This window comes from Ignavibacteriales bacterium (assembly GCA_026390815.1).
Taxonomy (GTDB): domain Bacteria; phylum Bacteroidota; class Ignavibacteria; order Ignavibacteriales; family SURF-24; genus JAPLFH01.
The window spans coordinates 12428-25500 of the sequence record JAPLFH010000055.1 but is presented as its reverse complement, the minus strand read 5'-3'; the positions used below and the strand labels follow the sequence as shown (position 1 = coordinate 25500).

The window sequence follows — 13073 nt, the reverse complement described above, 5'->3', positions numbered from 1 at the left end:
TATTTTCAAATTAAAACCGTAAAAACAAAAACTATATTTTTACTTTTATTTTAACACTTCCCGCTGGAAGATTAACCTTGGTTACCTTCAGATCATAAGTAGTTTGCGGTGTTGCAGAGGTTGGAACATCTGCACTTAAAATCTTTATGCTGCCAGGTGCAAATAGTTTAATACCGCTTTCAACAGAAATATAAATTGATGCACCGCTTAAATCTAATGGAAAAGTAAATCCAGCAGGAGCGTTGGTTAAGAAATCTTCTCCGGGAAATGATGGTACTGTTCCAGCACCACAATACTTATTGCTATCATCTTTAGCATTAGATGCAATGAATGGTCCAGTTGATAATACTTTGGAATCTTTAACAACCCAACCTTCATACTTCCAACCAGCAGGTAACTTTGCAAGTTTTAAACCTTCTTTTAAGCTGTCGCTTTTGTAATCAAGAAACCAAACACCGTTTAATTTATTCTTAGTTACATCGGTTGGAGTAAACAATGTGTACTTACCTAATATATTATTAAAATTAGGAAGAGTTGAGAGGTTGCTGGTAAAAACAAGTTCAGCATCATTACCAAGCATAGTGCCACCTAAAATACGTGTGGCACTTGGAGATGTTATTAAGGTATCATTTACATTTCGTTCAACAGATAGAACAAAATACTTTGCTCTCTTTACATCATATAAATGTGCAGAGAAAGCTGCATCCGTAACATTTCCATTTGCATCAGGTTTTAGTACACCAATTTTTACAGGTTTGGTCGCTCCATTATCATCAAAGTAAAACCATACCTGGTATTTAAGTGTGTCATTTAAGGTGGGGATGCTTTGAAGATTAAGAACAATATCAGAATCAAAATCAGTATCGTTCGATGTGCTCAAATCATTATTCTTGCAACCAGCAAAAACAAACAGTAGAACAGTAAGACCCAGTAGTAGCTTTTTCATCATTTTGTAAATTCCTTATTTGATATAATAGAATTTAGATGGCTTAAAAATAGATTTAAAGAAAATCATTCGCAAGAGTTTTTTAGAAAAAAAATTGTGAACGTTCAGTATCTTCTTTGCTTAATTAATTCATAAATTATTTGAATTTTCAACTGTTTTTAATTTTGGAGTATTAAGAGTTCTTATGCTTAATTAAGCAATTAACCAGTTTCTAATTTCCGTTCATCCTCAATTTAACATTGAAATATAATTTTCGGTACGGCAAATTAGTAAATGAAGTTTACATTGTAAAGCATTTCTTTTTTTTATTTAAAATTAATTTCAGATTTTTTCTCGGATTTGTGTTAACAAATTTGATTCAACTTCAGAATTATTTTTGTGGCTAAAGTATAAATTTACTTCAGCTGCTAATGTTAGCTTAATCAATATTTATCACAACTTATATTTTTATCAAACTTTTTGGGAATTATTATTGTTATAGAAATATCACTTGCATTTTGTTTTATAATACAAATACATTTTTCCTAAAGGAAATATTTAATCACTTAGAATGGAGAATTATGCTACTGAAAAAAAATATCTTCAGCTCCTTGTTTTTTACCAGCCTTATTACTTTGTTTTTTTCAGGCTGCGCAGATAAAATTGTATCTGAAAATGATATGAAACCAGTTATCCCACAAACCGTTCAGCTAAGTAAGTTCAGCGAATTACAAAAAAATATTTTCACTCCTTTGTGTGCTTATGCAGGCTGCCATGCAGGATTAAATCCCCAGGGAAATTTAGATCTGTCTGAAGGTAAGGCGTATTCAAACCTAGTAAACAAATTGAGTGTTCTCTACCCTTCATTTAAAAGAGTAGTACCCGGCAACAAAGACGGAAGCCTTGTTTATAGAGCGCTTAGCTACAACTATTCATTTCAAATGCCGGCAGCAGGAAAAATAAATCAGTATTTAATTGATTCACTTGGGGTATGGATAAATAAAGGTGCTCTTAATGAATAAAGGAAAAATTATGAAAACTCTCTTAACCACTATTTTACTGTTTGCAGTTTCATCATCGATTTTTTCTACCGAGTATCAGGTTGATAAATCGAAAAAAAATTTAGTTAAGTTTATTTCAAACGCTTCCATTGAAGACTTTGAAGGTGTAACTAATAATATTGATGGCTATTTATTCTACCAGGGATCAGATATTCTTAACAAAAACGAATTATACTTTGAAGTTGATTTAAGAACTATCGATACTGGAATAGGGCTGCGTAACAGGCATATGCGCGAAAATTATCTTCAAACTGATCGTTTTCCGATGACTAGTTTCAAAGGGTCAATCGTCTATGTTGATAAGATTTCTGAGAATGAAATTAAAGTTACACTTGATGGTGCAATGTTTATTCATGGCGTTACAAAACCATTAAAGGTTAATGCCAATATGTTTCCTGTGGATGGAGGGTACAGAGTCAAAGCTTACTTTGAAGTTCAACTTACTGATTACAATATTGAAGTACCCAAGTTAATGTTCATGAAAATAAGTAACACAATGAAATTAGTTCTGGATTTCTATATAAAGGAAGTAAAAAAATAAATTAAGGAAAGACATTAATGAAACAGAAAAATTTTCTCTCTTTATTAAAAAATATTTTTACAATTTTATTTCTCCTGCCAATAATTAGTTTTGGACAGGATGATCACCCATCTTGGCAAAAGAGTGAACCAAAGGAAGAACTTGATTTGCATTTGTTCAGATCAACTCAATCAATTAATCTTCCAACAATTGAAACATTGCAAAAAGGGGATTTTGAATTTGAAATATCGCACAGATTTATTCCAACTATTAAAAGTGGATATAAAAAATTCTATGGATTTGATGGACCTGTAAATATGCGAATTGCTTTCGGTTATGCACCAACTAACAGTATGTTCATTTGCTTTGGAAGAAGTAATTTAAACAACAATGTTGATTTATGGGTTAAGCAGATTTTTGTACAAATTCCAAATGATATCTTGCCAACAATTATTGGAGGCAGGGTTGGAGGAGCCTGGAATTCAAATCTGCAAAACCCGGTACCAGGGCGCTCAGATGGTGATTCTAAAAACTTTCAATATTATGGTCAGTTGATTTTTAATACTCTCTTTGCAAAAAAATTAGGCGTAGGTTTAGTCCCATCTTATTTATATAACAGTTATATCTATACTAATGCAAAACAATATTCATTTACATTTGGAACTTACATTACTTATTATGTTTCCAATTCCATCGGATTGTTATTCGAATGGAATCCAACTGTTACCGGATTCAGGCAACAAAATAATCCGGTTGCTTTTGGGTTTGAATTAAATACCGGCGGACATTTCTTTAAAATTATATTAACTAATAGTTCTCAATTAAATCCTTCTCAATATTTAGCAGGAACTGATAATTCCTTTAACTCCGGGGACTGGCATATTGGATTTAATATAACAAGGTTGTTAAAATTTTAATACTTAATAAAACATAAATAGGAAGAAAATAAATGAATATTTCTGAGCATCTAATTATAATTGTTGTATCATTACTTTTAATAAATCCAGTTTTAGCGCGACCGTTTAGGGTGGACCAGATACCAAATGGAAACGTTAATGCCTGTGCAAACTGTCATGTAGATCCAAACGGAGGTGGACCAAGAAATTCTTTTGGAAAAATGGTTGAAACAAAATTCCTATCCATACCGGGTGCAACCGGGCAAGTAATGTGGGGACCAATACTTGCAAGTTACGATGCCGATGGTGATGGGATATCTAACGGCGACGAATTACAGGATCCTTCCGGAAAATGGGCAACCGGACAATCGAACCCGGGCAATTCTTCATTAATATCCTTACCCGGTGATCCTGCAAGCATGCAAACCACAACTCTTACAGTTCAGTTTACAGAAATGACTCCGCATATTGGAGAAAAATTAGAACTACGTGTTGTTGATAAATCTGATTTTATGGAGGTTAGTCGTTCGGTTGTAAATCCAATTTCAGTTGCAGATTTTAATATTCCAATAAATAATATTCAAATTGGTCATAGCTACTGGATCGATTTTTATGTGGACCACAATAATAATGGCAAATATGATGCTCCCCCATTAGATCATGCCTGGAGACTTGAGTTGAACAATGCAGTTGGTAATGATGTTATAAACTTTGCTCATAATACAAATTTTACAGATATCAAATGGAAGTATTTGCTTACAATGCAATTCACAGGAATGACACCTCATATTGGTCAACTTTTGGAATTACGTGTTATTGATGATTCAACACAAATTGAATTTGGTAGAACGAGAATTGAATCTATACCAAGCGCTGACTTTAATATTAATCTTCCTGTACTCTGGTCAGACCGCGCTAATTACAAAGTTGAATTCTATGTAGACTTTAATAATAATGGTTTGTACGACGCACTACCCACAGACCACGCTTGGGAGATAAAGTTCAACAACAGCTTTAATGATGCAACCGTTAACTTTGCACATAATACAAATTTTACAAACATCAATTGGAAATATCTATTTACACTTAATCTTTCCGAAATGGTTCCTCATATAGGCGAGATGATGGGAATACGATTATTAGATGCAGGTAGTCAATCAGAAATAAGTAAACTTGCATTGTTTCCTGTTCCAACTTCAGATTTTGCAATCAGTTTACCTGGTTTAGAGGTAAACCATGATTATTTAATTGATTTCTTTGCCGATAATAATAACAATGGTTTATTTGACTCTCCACCAACTGATTATGCTTGGAGATTATCAATTAATTCTGGAAATCTGGGGAATTATGTGGAGAACTTTACCCATAACACTAACTTCTTCGATATTCAATGGCCAAATACATCAGAAGTAGAAAAAGAAAATTCTTTAAATCCAGATACTTATACTCTCAAACAAAATTTCCCAAATCCCTTTAACCCCACTACACAGATCAATTTCAGTATAAAAAAAGCAGGTGTTGTTTCGATTAAGATTTATAATATTTTAGGAAAAGAAATTGCTACACTCGTAAATGGTAACCTACCTGCAGGCAATTTTAATGTTGAATGGAATGCGGCAAATGCTGAAAGTGGAATTTATATTTATAAATTGCAGACAGAGAAATTTACAGATGCAAAAAAGATGGTTCTGCTTAAATAACGACAAATGCCGTAATAGTAAATAATTCCATTTAACCCAAACAAGTTTCCTTCCAGCTAATTTTAATTTATTCTTTCAGGGAGGCAGTGATAACTGCCTCTCTATTTTATAGTTGTCTAAAAACTCCACTTGAGTTTACAAAACTATACAGATATGGCAAGTGAAATTAAAATGATTTCTTTTATTGCAATTAAGTCGATGGCACAATCCTTGGCTAATCTATTCTACTTATTATAGAACAAGGAATATTAAAATGAAAAATAAAATTTTAACTTTTTTACTTTTACTACCAATACTTTCTATTGCACAATGGAAAAGTTTTTCTTTTAAAGCCGGTGTTTATACACCATACGATTTGAAAAACGGAGCTATTTATGGCATTGACTACGGAACAATTCTAAATGAAAATATTACTTTTTTAATCAGTGGCGATTTATACTACAGAAGCATCAGGAATGATTCCTACCTGAATAATGAGGAAAAGCTTGGCGTTAAAATCCGAACCGGTCAAAAGTTGAACGAATGGGTCGGCTGGCATTTACCAATTACTGCTAAATTAAGAGTAGAATTTCCTATGGATAGAGCACCGGTTAGTCCTTTTGTAGTCGGGGGAATTGGTTATGGATTAACTCGTATATCGTATGAATCCTATAATAGCTTTTCAAATGAGTCAGAAACCATTTCATTAACATACAATGGATTCGTATGGCAGGTTGGTGGTGGTATTCTCTATAGAATCGGACCTAATTCCAGTTTGATGTTAGAAATAATTCATAATGCAGCTTACTTTGAAAAAGAAGAAAAATACAATCAATTCACATCATTGAATTCTTCTGGTGTGATAATGAGAATCGGAATAGATTTCGCTTTTAGATAAAAGAATCTGCATGGTGCGGTAATTTAATTTTTAAAAATTATTATGCTTGAGGTTTTATAAAAATCATTTACTTCCGGCAAATTTGCAATTCTTTCATTTCAAAACCCTTAAAGTTTAGTTTATACTTGCTTTTAAGTATCTTTTATTCTATTATACCTCCGTTTTTATAAACTTTTTACAGCAGGAGGACATATGCTAAAAAAAATTTTTACTTTATTTCTTGTTATTCTAACAATTTCTACTCTATCCTTAGCACAGCAAAAAGGGATTGAAAGAACCGGTGGATATGCGCGGTTGCTAAGTATGGGAAGCAACCCATATTTGATAGATCCTTACCAGATGACTTCTAATCCAGCCTGGACAACTGTTTATAGCGATTTTGTCTGGGGCGATTTAGGCTCATCAACTGGAACTAATTTTGGTAAAGGTGGTGTTGGACAATTTGCGGGTTTCAATTTCAAGCTGAATGATAGGCTTGTTCTTGGAGCATTATTAACTCGAGGCGACTTTAATGGACTTGCTTCTATCGGATCCTTATCTGCCTGCAGCTCGCTTGTTGGTCAAACAAACAGCGTTGTAGGTGCAGGTACAGTTGTTCCAATCAACAATAATTTAGAAGTATTAGGATCATTTAATTTTGGTGGTGGCAATTCACTTGGTTTTGGGGTTTCTTATGCTTCATCAACAAATGAAAGTAAACCAGCAGCAGGCGGCGGCGGAGTAGCTTCTGCAAGTCAAATTGGTTTTAACTTCGGTTTTTTAATGAACAGACAAAATTTTAAAATTGATGTTGGTGCTTCTTTGCTTCTTCCAAGTACATCTGTAAAACCTGATAAAGGAACAGAAACTAAATTTTCGCAGACAATTATTGCTGTTACCGGCAGGGTTTTCTTAGGGTTAAGTGAAAAAGTATCCTTGGTTCCTATCGTAGCAGTAAATTTAACAAGCGGTTCTATGGATATTCCAGTAGCTGATCCGATAACTGGAACAATCAGTTCAAAATCTACAGATCTCCAATCAACATCTCAAATACTTGGTGGTGTTGGAATTAATTATAAAACAGACGACTTACTTTTAGCTGGTGGTATTGCAATGGTAATGCAATCTGTAACCACACCCGAAGTAAACAATGTTTCACCAGAATTATCAAATTCTATATTCCTATTCCCTGTTTGGAATCTTGGCGCTGAATTTAAAATTGCGAGTTGGTTAACTGGAAGATTAGGTTACCTTGCTGTATCAGGAAAAACAACATCTCAATCCGCAGCAGATTCAAAGAAATTTAACGAGACTATTACTTCCTTGTCAGGAATCAGCGGAGCTACGCTTGGTTTGGGCTTTAAGTTTGATGCTTTTTCTTTGGATGCAACTGTTAACGAAGATGTTATTAGACAAGGTTTGAACAACATTGGTGGTGGTGGAGCAACATTCGGTTATATTTCTGTTAGCTACGCCTTTTAAATTATATAATTAAATCAATTATTTATTACCAAGCATTCCGATCATCAAGTTGATCGGAATGTTTTTTTTAATTGATAATTAATATCTGCTTGCTGCTGCTGATTGATAATACAAATCCTGATAGTTTTTAATAAAACTTTCTAATCCATCCATCTTTTCAAATTTTAAAATTTCGATTACACTTTCATCCAACTCTATTCCTTCGTCCCAGTAAAATCCACCAATTTGAAATTTCTGAGTCATGAAATCTGCAAGATGTACAATCGCTGGAATTGCTTTGTTGTTATTTGAAATACCCGGATTATGATGATAATTTAGAACATCAACTAAACTTCCGGGAAGATTCCATTTATCTCCTAAAAATTTTCCAACCTCTTGATGAGTTAACCCAAAAATTTCTTTTTCTGCTAAAGCGAATTTTATTTTTTTTTCTTTTACTAAATTAACTACAAGCTTAAACTGCGTATTAAAAAATTTATATAAGATTTGTATCCCAATATCATGCAATACACCAGCCACAAAAGCATCGCTGCCAATATCAAAGTAGCCAAGTGTTTGGCAAATATTTTTAGACGCAGTTCCTACTAAAAGAGAATGTGCTAAAAATTCATCCTGATTAAAATATTTGTCATTGGTAAATTTCATTACATCGGCAAGAGAAATTGCAGTAACTATATCTGATATTTCTTTGGAGCCCAAAACTATAATTGCAAATTCAAGCGAAGTAACTTTCCGTTGCAATCCATACAAAGGGGAATTTGAAATTGATAACACTTTTGCAGTTAATCCCTGGTCTTTTCCAATTTCATTTGTGAGAGCTGTTGTGGAAACTGCTTGATCATTTAATAGCTTAGTAACATTAAAAACAACCTTTGGAATTAGCGGTAGATTTTTAATCGATTTAAGTGTCGCTTCTGTTTTTTGTTTTTGTTCAAGTAAATCAGGATTCATATTTCCTTTCTTTTAATTAACTAAAATTTATTTTTCTCCAATTAAATTATCGATGTAGTTTTCGATTTGTTTAGAAAATCGTTTATACTTATAATAACAGCGTAAAATTCCGTCTTTCATAAGTTTTTCCGATTATAACAATGAATAAAGTATTTTTAATAATCGTTTTTATATTCACACCATTGGCTTTTCTACGAGCTCAATATAGTAAAATTCCAGAGGGTGTTACAGCAGATACGGTAATTCAAAATTACATTTCTGCAATTGGCGGTAAAGAAAACATACTTAAAGTTAAAGACAGAACTACTTTTATGAATGCTTCGGTTCAAGAAAGAAAATTAACCTTAACTATTTATCAGAAAGAACCAAACAAATTATTGCAGGTTATAAATTCGGGGGGAATGGAAATAAAAATAATTTTCAATGGTGAAAAAGGATTTCAAGTAACCGCTGCCGGCAAACATGAAATTTCTGGCGCTGCACTTGAAGATATGAAGATAGAATCAAATCTAAATGCTGTTGTAGATTATGCCCGGTACGGAATAAAAGCAACACTTGTTGGAGTAGAAAAGCTTAACGATAAAAATGTTTTTAAGCTTGAAATGGAATTACCAGGTGGTAAAAAATATTATGAATTCTATGATCCCGAAAGCGCTTTAAAAATAAAGCAGATTAAAACTCTTGCATCACAAAATGGTTCTGTAGAGCAGGTTTCTGATTTCAGTGATTATCAATTAGTTGATGGAGTAAAGTATCCATTTAAAATTATTCAAACTATGGGATCACAAAAAATTGAAGCAACAGTAACATCGATAAAAGTAAATCAAAACTTGGATGATAAATTATTTGAAGTGGAGAAATAAATCAATTCAAACTGGGGATTTAATATTTTCACCCTCAGCGTTCCTTCTTCAATCACCATTTAGGAAATAATAGAATAATGATTCAATTCAAATACTCCGTTGTAGTTTTCGATCTTGGGAATGTTTTAATACCGTTTGATTACAGCATAATGATTGCGCGTCTTGATGCGATTAAACCAGACCTGGGGAAACGATTCACTCAATTTTATAAAGACAATTATCATATTCACCGTAGTTTTGAAAAAGGCGAAATAAATGAAAAAGATTTTCTTTCTAAAATGAATGTTGCATGTGAAGGTGCAGTAGATGAAATTACTTTTTGTAAAATTTTTTCTGAAATATTCACTTTGAATCAGGATGTTATTTCTCTTCTTCCAAAACTGAAAATGAATTATAAACTAGTTTTGCTTTCAAATACAAATTCAATTCATCGCGAGTTTGGATATAAGCAGTATGAGTTTTTTAAACACTTCGATAAACTTTTTCTTTCCCACGAAGTTGGAGCAATAAAACCAGAACCAGAGATATACAAAGCGGTAGAAAGGTTTACTCAAGTTCCATCAGCAGAACATATTTTTATTGATGATGTGAAAGAATACGTAGATGGAGCCAAAGCAATTGGATGGGATGGAATTCAATTCCAAAATTATAATCAACTAGTTACAGAATTAAAAAAAAGGAATATTAATTTCTAAACTTAAATTGAGCATGTAAGTCTTAAATTTGATTTTAAGTTTGCACTTTGCATTTCAAATTTTGGGATTTGATTTTTGAAAATGGAATGCCATACCAATACAATATGGCATTTCTTAATTTTATTGTTTAATTAACTCCAATTCCTTTTCAGATATTATTTGTTGCCCGGAAAGTTCATCCTTAATATTAAAAATAAGTTTATACTTACCTGGAAGATATTTTGCATCTAAATTAATTTGCACTTCGATGGGAAGATCGGAAAACTCTTCTGTGTTCTCTTCATCAGCAATATCTTTTGCAAGAGCTTTTATGGATTCACCATTTGGTTTTACAAGATCTACTGAATACTCAAGTTTTGCAATGAAAGTATCCTTTACTTTATTCTGCATAAATCCTTTAACACGTATAGTTGCATTTACTTCCCAGCCTTCCGGCAAACTAAATGCAAAGGCTTCCGCACTAAAAGTCTGCAGCTTCACTTCTTCTTTTTTTCCGCAGGAAATAAATACTAATAAAAAAATAATAAACAGCCTCACCCCAACCCCCTGCCTGACGGCAAGGCAGGCTCTCCCAAGGAGAGGGGCTTTTTTAAAATTGAATAACGATTTTACCGATTCTGTAATTCTAAAATTCATTTTATACCTCCGATAAAAAGTCCTTCCTTTTTAAGAAGGATTATAGTTGGGGTTGTCTTTTAATTCTTAGATTTAAATTCCTGCATGAATTGAACTAAATCTACAACACCTTGCTTTGGAAAAGCATTATAAATTGATGCTCTCAAACCACCAACAGAGCGATGTCCTTTCAACCCTGAGAAACCGGCTTTAGTCGCTTCACTAATTATTTTTGCTTCCAACTCTTCGCTGGGCAAACGGAAACAAACATTCATTAGCGAACGGTTCTCTTTATGAACTGTTCCCTTGTAATAACCATCGCTATTATCAATTGCTTTGTAAAGAATTTCGGCTTTTTCAACATTACGTTTGTACATTTCTTCAAGTCCACCAATCTTTAAAAGATATTTGCAAACCAGATCTATAATGTATATACCGAATGTAGTTGGTGTATTGTACATAGATCCATTTTCTGCATGGATTTTGTAATTAAGATAAGTGTGCAAATTATCAGAACTTCTTACCAGCATATCCTTACGAATTATTACAACTGTTACTCCAGCAGGACCTAAATTTTTCTGGGCACCGGCATAGATCAGAGCATATTTTTGCACGCTAAGTTTTTTGTGCATAAAATCTGATGAGGCATCACAAACTAATGGAACACTACCAACCTCCGGTTCAGTTTTCCATTCCGTTCCGTAGAGTGTATTATTCGAAGTGAAATGAACATAGGACGCATCCGGATCTAATTTCAATTCCTCCTGTTTTGGGATGCGAACAAAATTTTCTGCTTCTGTAGAAGCTGCTATATTAACAACGCCAACTCGTTTAGCTTCCTTGGCTGCTTTTTTTGCCCAACCACCTGTAACAATATAATCCGCTTTATTCTTTGGCGGCATTAAGTTTAGCGGAACCATAGAGAATTGAAGAGTAGCGCCACCTTGTAAAAATAAAATTTGGTAGTTATCATCAATACCAAGCAATGTTTTTAATCCATTTTCCGCACCCTGAATTATTGCATCAAAAGTTTTTGAGCGGTGGCTGATTTCTAAGATTGACATACCAACACCTGGCAATGCAAATAAATTTTGTTGTGCTTCCAATAATACTTCTTCCGGAAGTATAGCGGGACCCGCACTTAGATTATAAATTCGTTTTTCCATGCTATTCCCTTTTGTTAATTTTTTTATAAATGTCTTGTCTGTTTTTTCTGCCAATATTATGAGTTTTGTTTTTTTATCCAATCATTCAATTTATATCAGATGTACAAGTAAACCATCTCTTAGTTTTGGTTCGAACCATGTTGATTTGGGCGGCATAATTTCACCAGCGTCAGATAAGTTCATCAAGTCATCAACAGAAACCGGGTAAAGCGAAAAGGCAACTGCGGCTTTACCGGAATTTACTAAACGCTCAAGCTCCCCTGTTCCTCTTATACCACCGATAAAATCGATACGCTTACTTGTTCGCGGATCCTCAATTGCAAGTATTGGTTTTAATAAATAATTCTGAAGTATGCTTACATCCAAATTTTCTCCAATGTTAGAAGCGGATTTAATATTGTGCGGTTTCATAAAATACCAGTTGCTGTCAAGATACATGGAAAAAGTTTTATTCTCATTCGGGGCTGATAAATTATTTATCTCGATATAAAAATTTTCACCAATCTTTTCAAGAAATTCATCTTTGGATAATCCATTAAGATCCTTTACTGCCCGGTTGTATGGAAGAATTCTTAACTGCTCTGCCGGAAAAAGGACTGCAAGAAAAAAATTGTATTCTTCATTACCGGTATGATTTGTATTATTTCCTTTCTTAACTTTTTGTGCTCTGCCGGCGCTTGCAGCACGATGATGACCATCGGCAATATAAAGATTTTTCACACTGGCAATTTCCAAAATTATTACGGCATTATATTCTTCTGGTAAAATCCAGATCGTATGTTTAATTCCATCGGAGGCTGTAAAATCATAAATCGGTTCAACTTTATTTACTGTTTCATCAACAACATCATTTATTGCCTTCACTCCGTGATAAGTTAAAAACACCGGTCCCGTTTGCGCTTCCGTAGTTACAATATGGTTAGTTCTATCATCTTCTTTTTCTTTCCTTGTTTTTTCATGCTTCAAAATAACATCATTATCATAATCATTTACAGAAAATGTAGCGGCAATTCCAACCTGAGTCTGTTCGTTCATTATTAATCTATAAATATAAAAGTGGGGTTTCTCATCAACTAACAGCGGAGCTTCTTTTTTTATTCTCTCTAAATTTTCTTTTGCGTGTTGATATACTTCACTTGAATAAGGATTTATTTTTACATCTAGTTCAATTTCGGCGCGGGTAATTCTTAAGTAACTAAACGGATAATCTTTTGCTTGTTCCGCCGCTTCTTTACGATTAACAACATCATATGGTACACTTGCAACAAGATGAGCAACTTTGGATTCAGGTCGTAGCGCTTTAAACAGGCGGATAACTGCCATAAAAAATTCCTTTATAAGTA

At 33.4% G+C, this 13073-nt stretch carries 13 protein-coding genes; 8 read left to right on the top strand and 5 right to left on the bottom strand.

Annotation, left to right across the window (positions count from 1 at the left end):
* Window positions 1-31 precede the first annotated feature (31 nt).
* Complete coding sequence (locus NTX22_16765; GenBank protein ID MCX6152180.1) at window positions 32-949, bottom strand: hypothetical protein; 918 nt, start codon at window positions 947-949, stop codon at window positions 32-34.
* Window positions 950-1506: 557 nt separating this feature from the next.
* Here NTX22_16765 and NTX22_16760 point away from each other — a divergent pair.
* From NTX22_16760 to NTX22_16735, 6 genes are all read left to right on the top strand, one after another.
* Window positions 1507-1947 carry a hypothetical protein gene (locus NTX22_16760; GenBank protein MCX6152179.1) on the top strand — a complete coding sequence of 147 codons (441 nt, stop codon included), beginning with the start codon at window positions 1507-1509 and terminating at the stop codon, window positions 1945-1947.
* 10 nt (window positions 1948-1957) lie between these two features.
* A complete protein-coding gene (locus NTX22_16755) occupies window positions 1958-2527 on the top strand; it encodes a YceI family protein (protein MCX6152178.1) in 570 nt (189 codons plus the stop codon).
* A 17-nt stretch (window positions 2528-2544) separates the two neighbouring features.
* Window positions 2545-3423, top strand: coding sequence for a DUF5777 family beta-barrel protein (locus tag NTX22_16750; GenBank protein ID MCX6152177.1), 879 nt, complete (start codon window positions 2545-2547; stop codon window positions 3421-3423).
* Between the two features lie 32 nt (window positions 3424-3455).
* Window positions 3456-5102, top strand: coding sequence for a T9SS type A sorting domain-containing protein (locus NTX22_16745; protein ID MCX6152176.1), 1647 nt, complete (start codon window positions 3456-3458; stop codon window positions 5100-5102).
* A 253-nt stretch (window positions 5103-5355) separates the two neighbouring features.
* The gene (locus NTX22_16740) at window positions 5356-5979 is read left to right on the top strand and encodes an outer membrane beta-barrel protein (GenBank protein ID MCX6152175.1); all 624 of its coding nucleotides are present in this window, start codon (window positions 5356-5358) and stop codon (window positions 5977-5979) included.
* Between the two features lie 192 nt (window positions 5980-6171).
* A complete protein-coding gene (locus NTX22_16735) occupies window positions 6172-7440 on the top strand; it encodes a hypothetical protein (GenBank protein MCX6152174.1) in 1269 nt (422 codons plus the stop codon).
* A 78-nt stretch (window positions 7441-7518) separates the two neighbouring features.
* Here the strand turns inward: NTX22_16735 and NTX22_16730 are convergent, their stop codons facing one another.
* Window positions 7519-8391, bottom strand: coding sequence for an HDOD domain-containing protein (locus NTX22_16730; GenBank protein MCX6152173.1), 873 nt, complete (start codon window positions 8389-8391; stop codon window positions 7519-7521).
* Window positions 8392-8531: 140 nt separating this feature from the next.
* Here NTX22_16730 and NTX22_16725 point away from each other — a divergent pair, with 140 nt between their 5' ends.
* Entirely contained in the window at window positions 8532-9254 is a 723-nt protein-coding gene (locus NTX22_16725) for a hypothetical protein (protein ID MCX6152172.1), read from the top strand.
* A 77-nt stretch (window positions 9255-9331) separates the two neighbouring features.
* Complete coding sequence (locus NTX22_16720; GenBank protein ID MCX6152171.1) at window positions 9332-9949, top strand: HAD family phosphatase; 618 nt, start codon at window positions 9332-9334, stop codon at window positions 9947-9949.
* A gap of 120 nt (window positions 9950-10069) precedes the next feature.
* Here NTX22_16720 and NTX22_16715 read toward each other — a convergent pair whose 3' ends face one another.
* The 3 genes from NTX22_16715 to NTX22_16705 form a co-directional block, all read right to left on the bottom strand.
* Window positions 10070-10585 (bottom strand): hypothetical protein, encoded by a 516-nt coding sequence (locus NTX22_16715; protein ID MCX6152170.1) that lies wholly within the window; start codon window positions 10583-10585, stop codon window positions 10070-10072.
* 59 nt (window positions 10586-10644) lie between these two features.
* Window positions 10645-11730, bottom strand: coding sequence for a 3-phosphoserine/phosphohydroxythreonine transaminase (serC, locus tag NTX22_16710; protein MCX6152169.1), 1086 nt, complete (start codon window positions 11728-11730; stop codon window positions 10645-10647).
* Between the two features lie 90 nt (window positions 11731-11820).
* Window positions 11821-13053, bottom strand: a complete 1233-nt coding sequence (locus tag NTX22_16705) for a DUF1015 family protein (GenBank protein MCX6152168.1) — start codon at window positions 13051-13053, stop codon at window positions 11821-11823.
* Between the last annotated feature and the right edge of the window lie 20 nt (window positions 13054-13073).

Excerpts from the sequence above, each read along its gene's own strand:
- NTX22_16730 (MCX6152173.1), bottom strand. The coding sequence starts at position 8,391 with ATGAATCCTGATTTACTTGAACAAAAACAAAAAACAGAAGCGACACTT.
- serC (MCX6152169.1), bottom strand. The coding sequence starts at position 11,730 with ATGGAAAAACGAATTTATAATCTAAGTGCGGGTCCCGCTATACTTCCG.
- NTX22_16725 (MCX6152172.1), top strand. The coding sequence starts at position 8,532 with ATGAATAAAGTATTTTTAATAATCGTTTTTATATTCACACCATTGGCT.
- NTX22_16755 (MCX6152178.1), top strand. The coding sequence starts at position 1,958 with ATGAAAACTCTCTTAACCACTATTTTACTGTTTGCAGTTTCATCATCG.
- NTX22_16760 (MCX6152179.1), top strand. The coding sequence starts at position 1,507 with ATGCTACTGAAAAAAAATATCTTCAGCTCCTTGTTTTTTACCAGCCTT.
- NTX22_16765 (MCX6152180.1), bottom strand. The coding sequence starts at position 949 with ATGATGAAAAAGCTACTACTGGGTCTTACTGTTCTACTGTTTGTTTTT.
- NTX22_16735 (MCX6152174.1), top strand. The coding sequence starts at position 6,172 with ATGCTAAAAAAAATTTTTACTTTATTTCTTGTTATTCTAACAATTTCT.
- NTX22_16750 (MCX6152177.1), top strand. The coding sequence starts at position 2,545 with ATGAAACAGAAAAATTTTCTCTCTTTATTAAAAAATATTTTTACAATT.
- NTX22_16740 (MCX6152175.1), top strand. The coding sequence starts at position 5,356 with ATGAAAAATAAAATTTTAACTTTTTTACTTTTACTACCAATACTTTCT.
- NTX22_16745 (MCX6152176.1), top strand. The coding sequence starts at position 3,456 with ATGAATATTTCTGAGCATCTAATTATAATTGTTGTATCATTACTTTTA.
- NTX22_16715 (MCX6152170.1), bottom strand. The coding sequence starts at position 10,585 with ATGAATTTTAGAATTACAGAATCGGTAAAATCGTTATTCAATTTTAAA.
- NTX22_16705 (MCX6152168.1), bottom strand. The coding sequence starts at position 13,053 with ATGGCAGTTATCCGCCTGTTTAAAGCGCTACGACCTGAATCCAAAGTT.
- NTX22_16720 (MCX6152171.1), top strand. The coding sequence starts at position 9,332 with ATGATTCAATTCAAATACTCCGTTGTAGTTTTCGATCTTGGGAATGTT.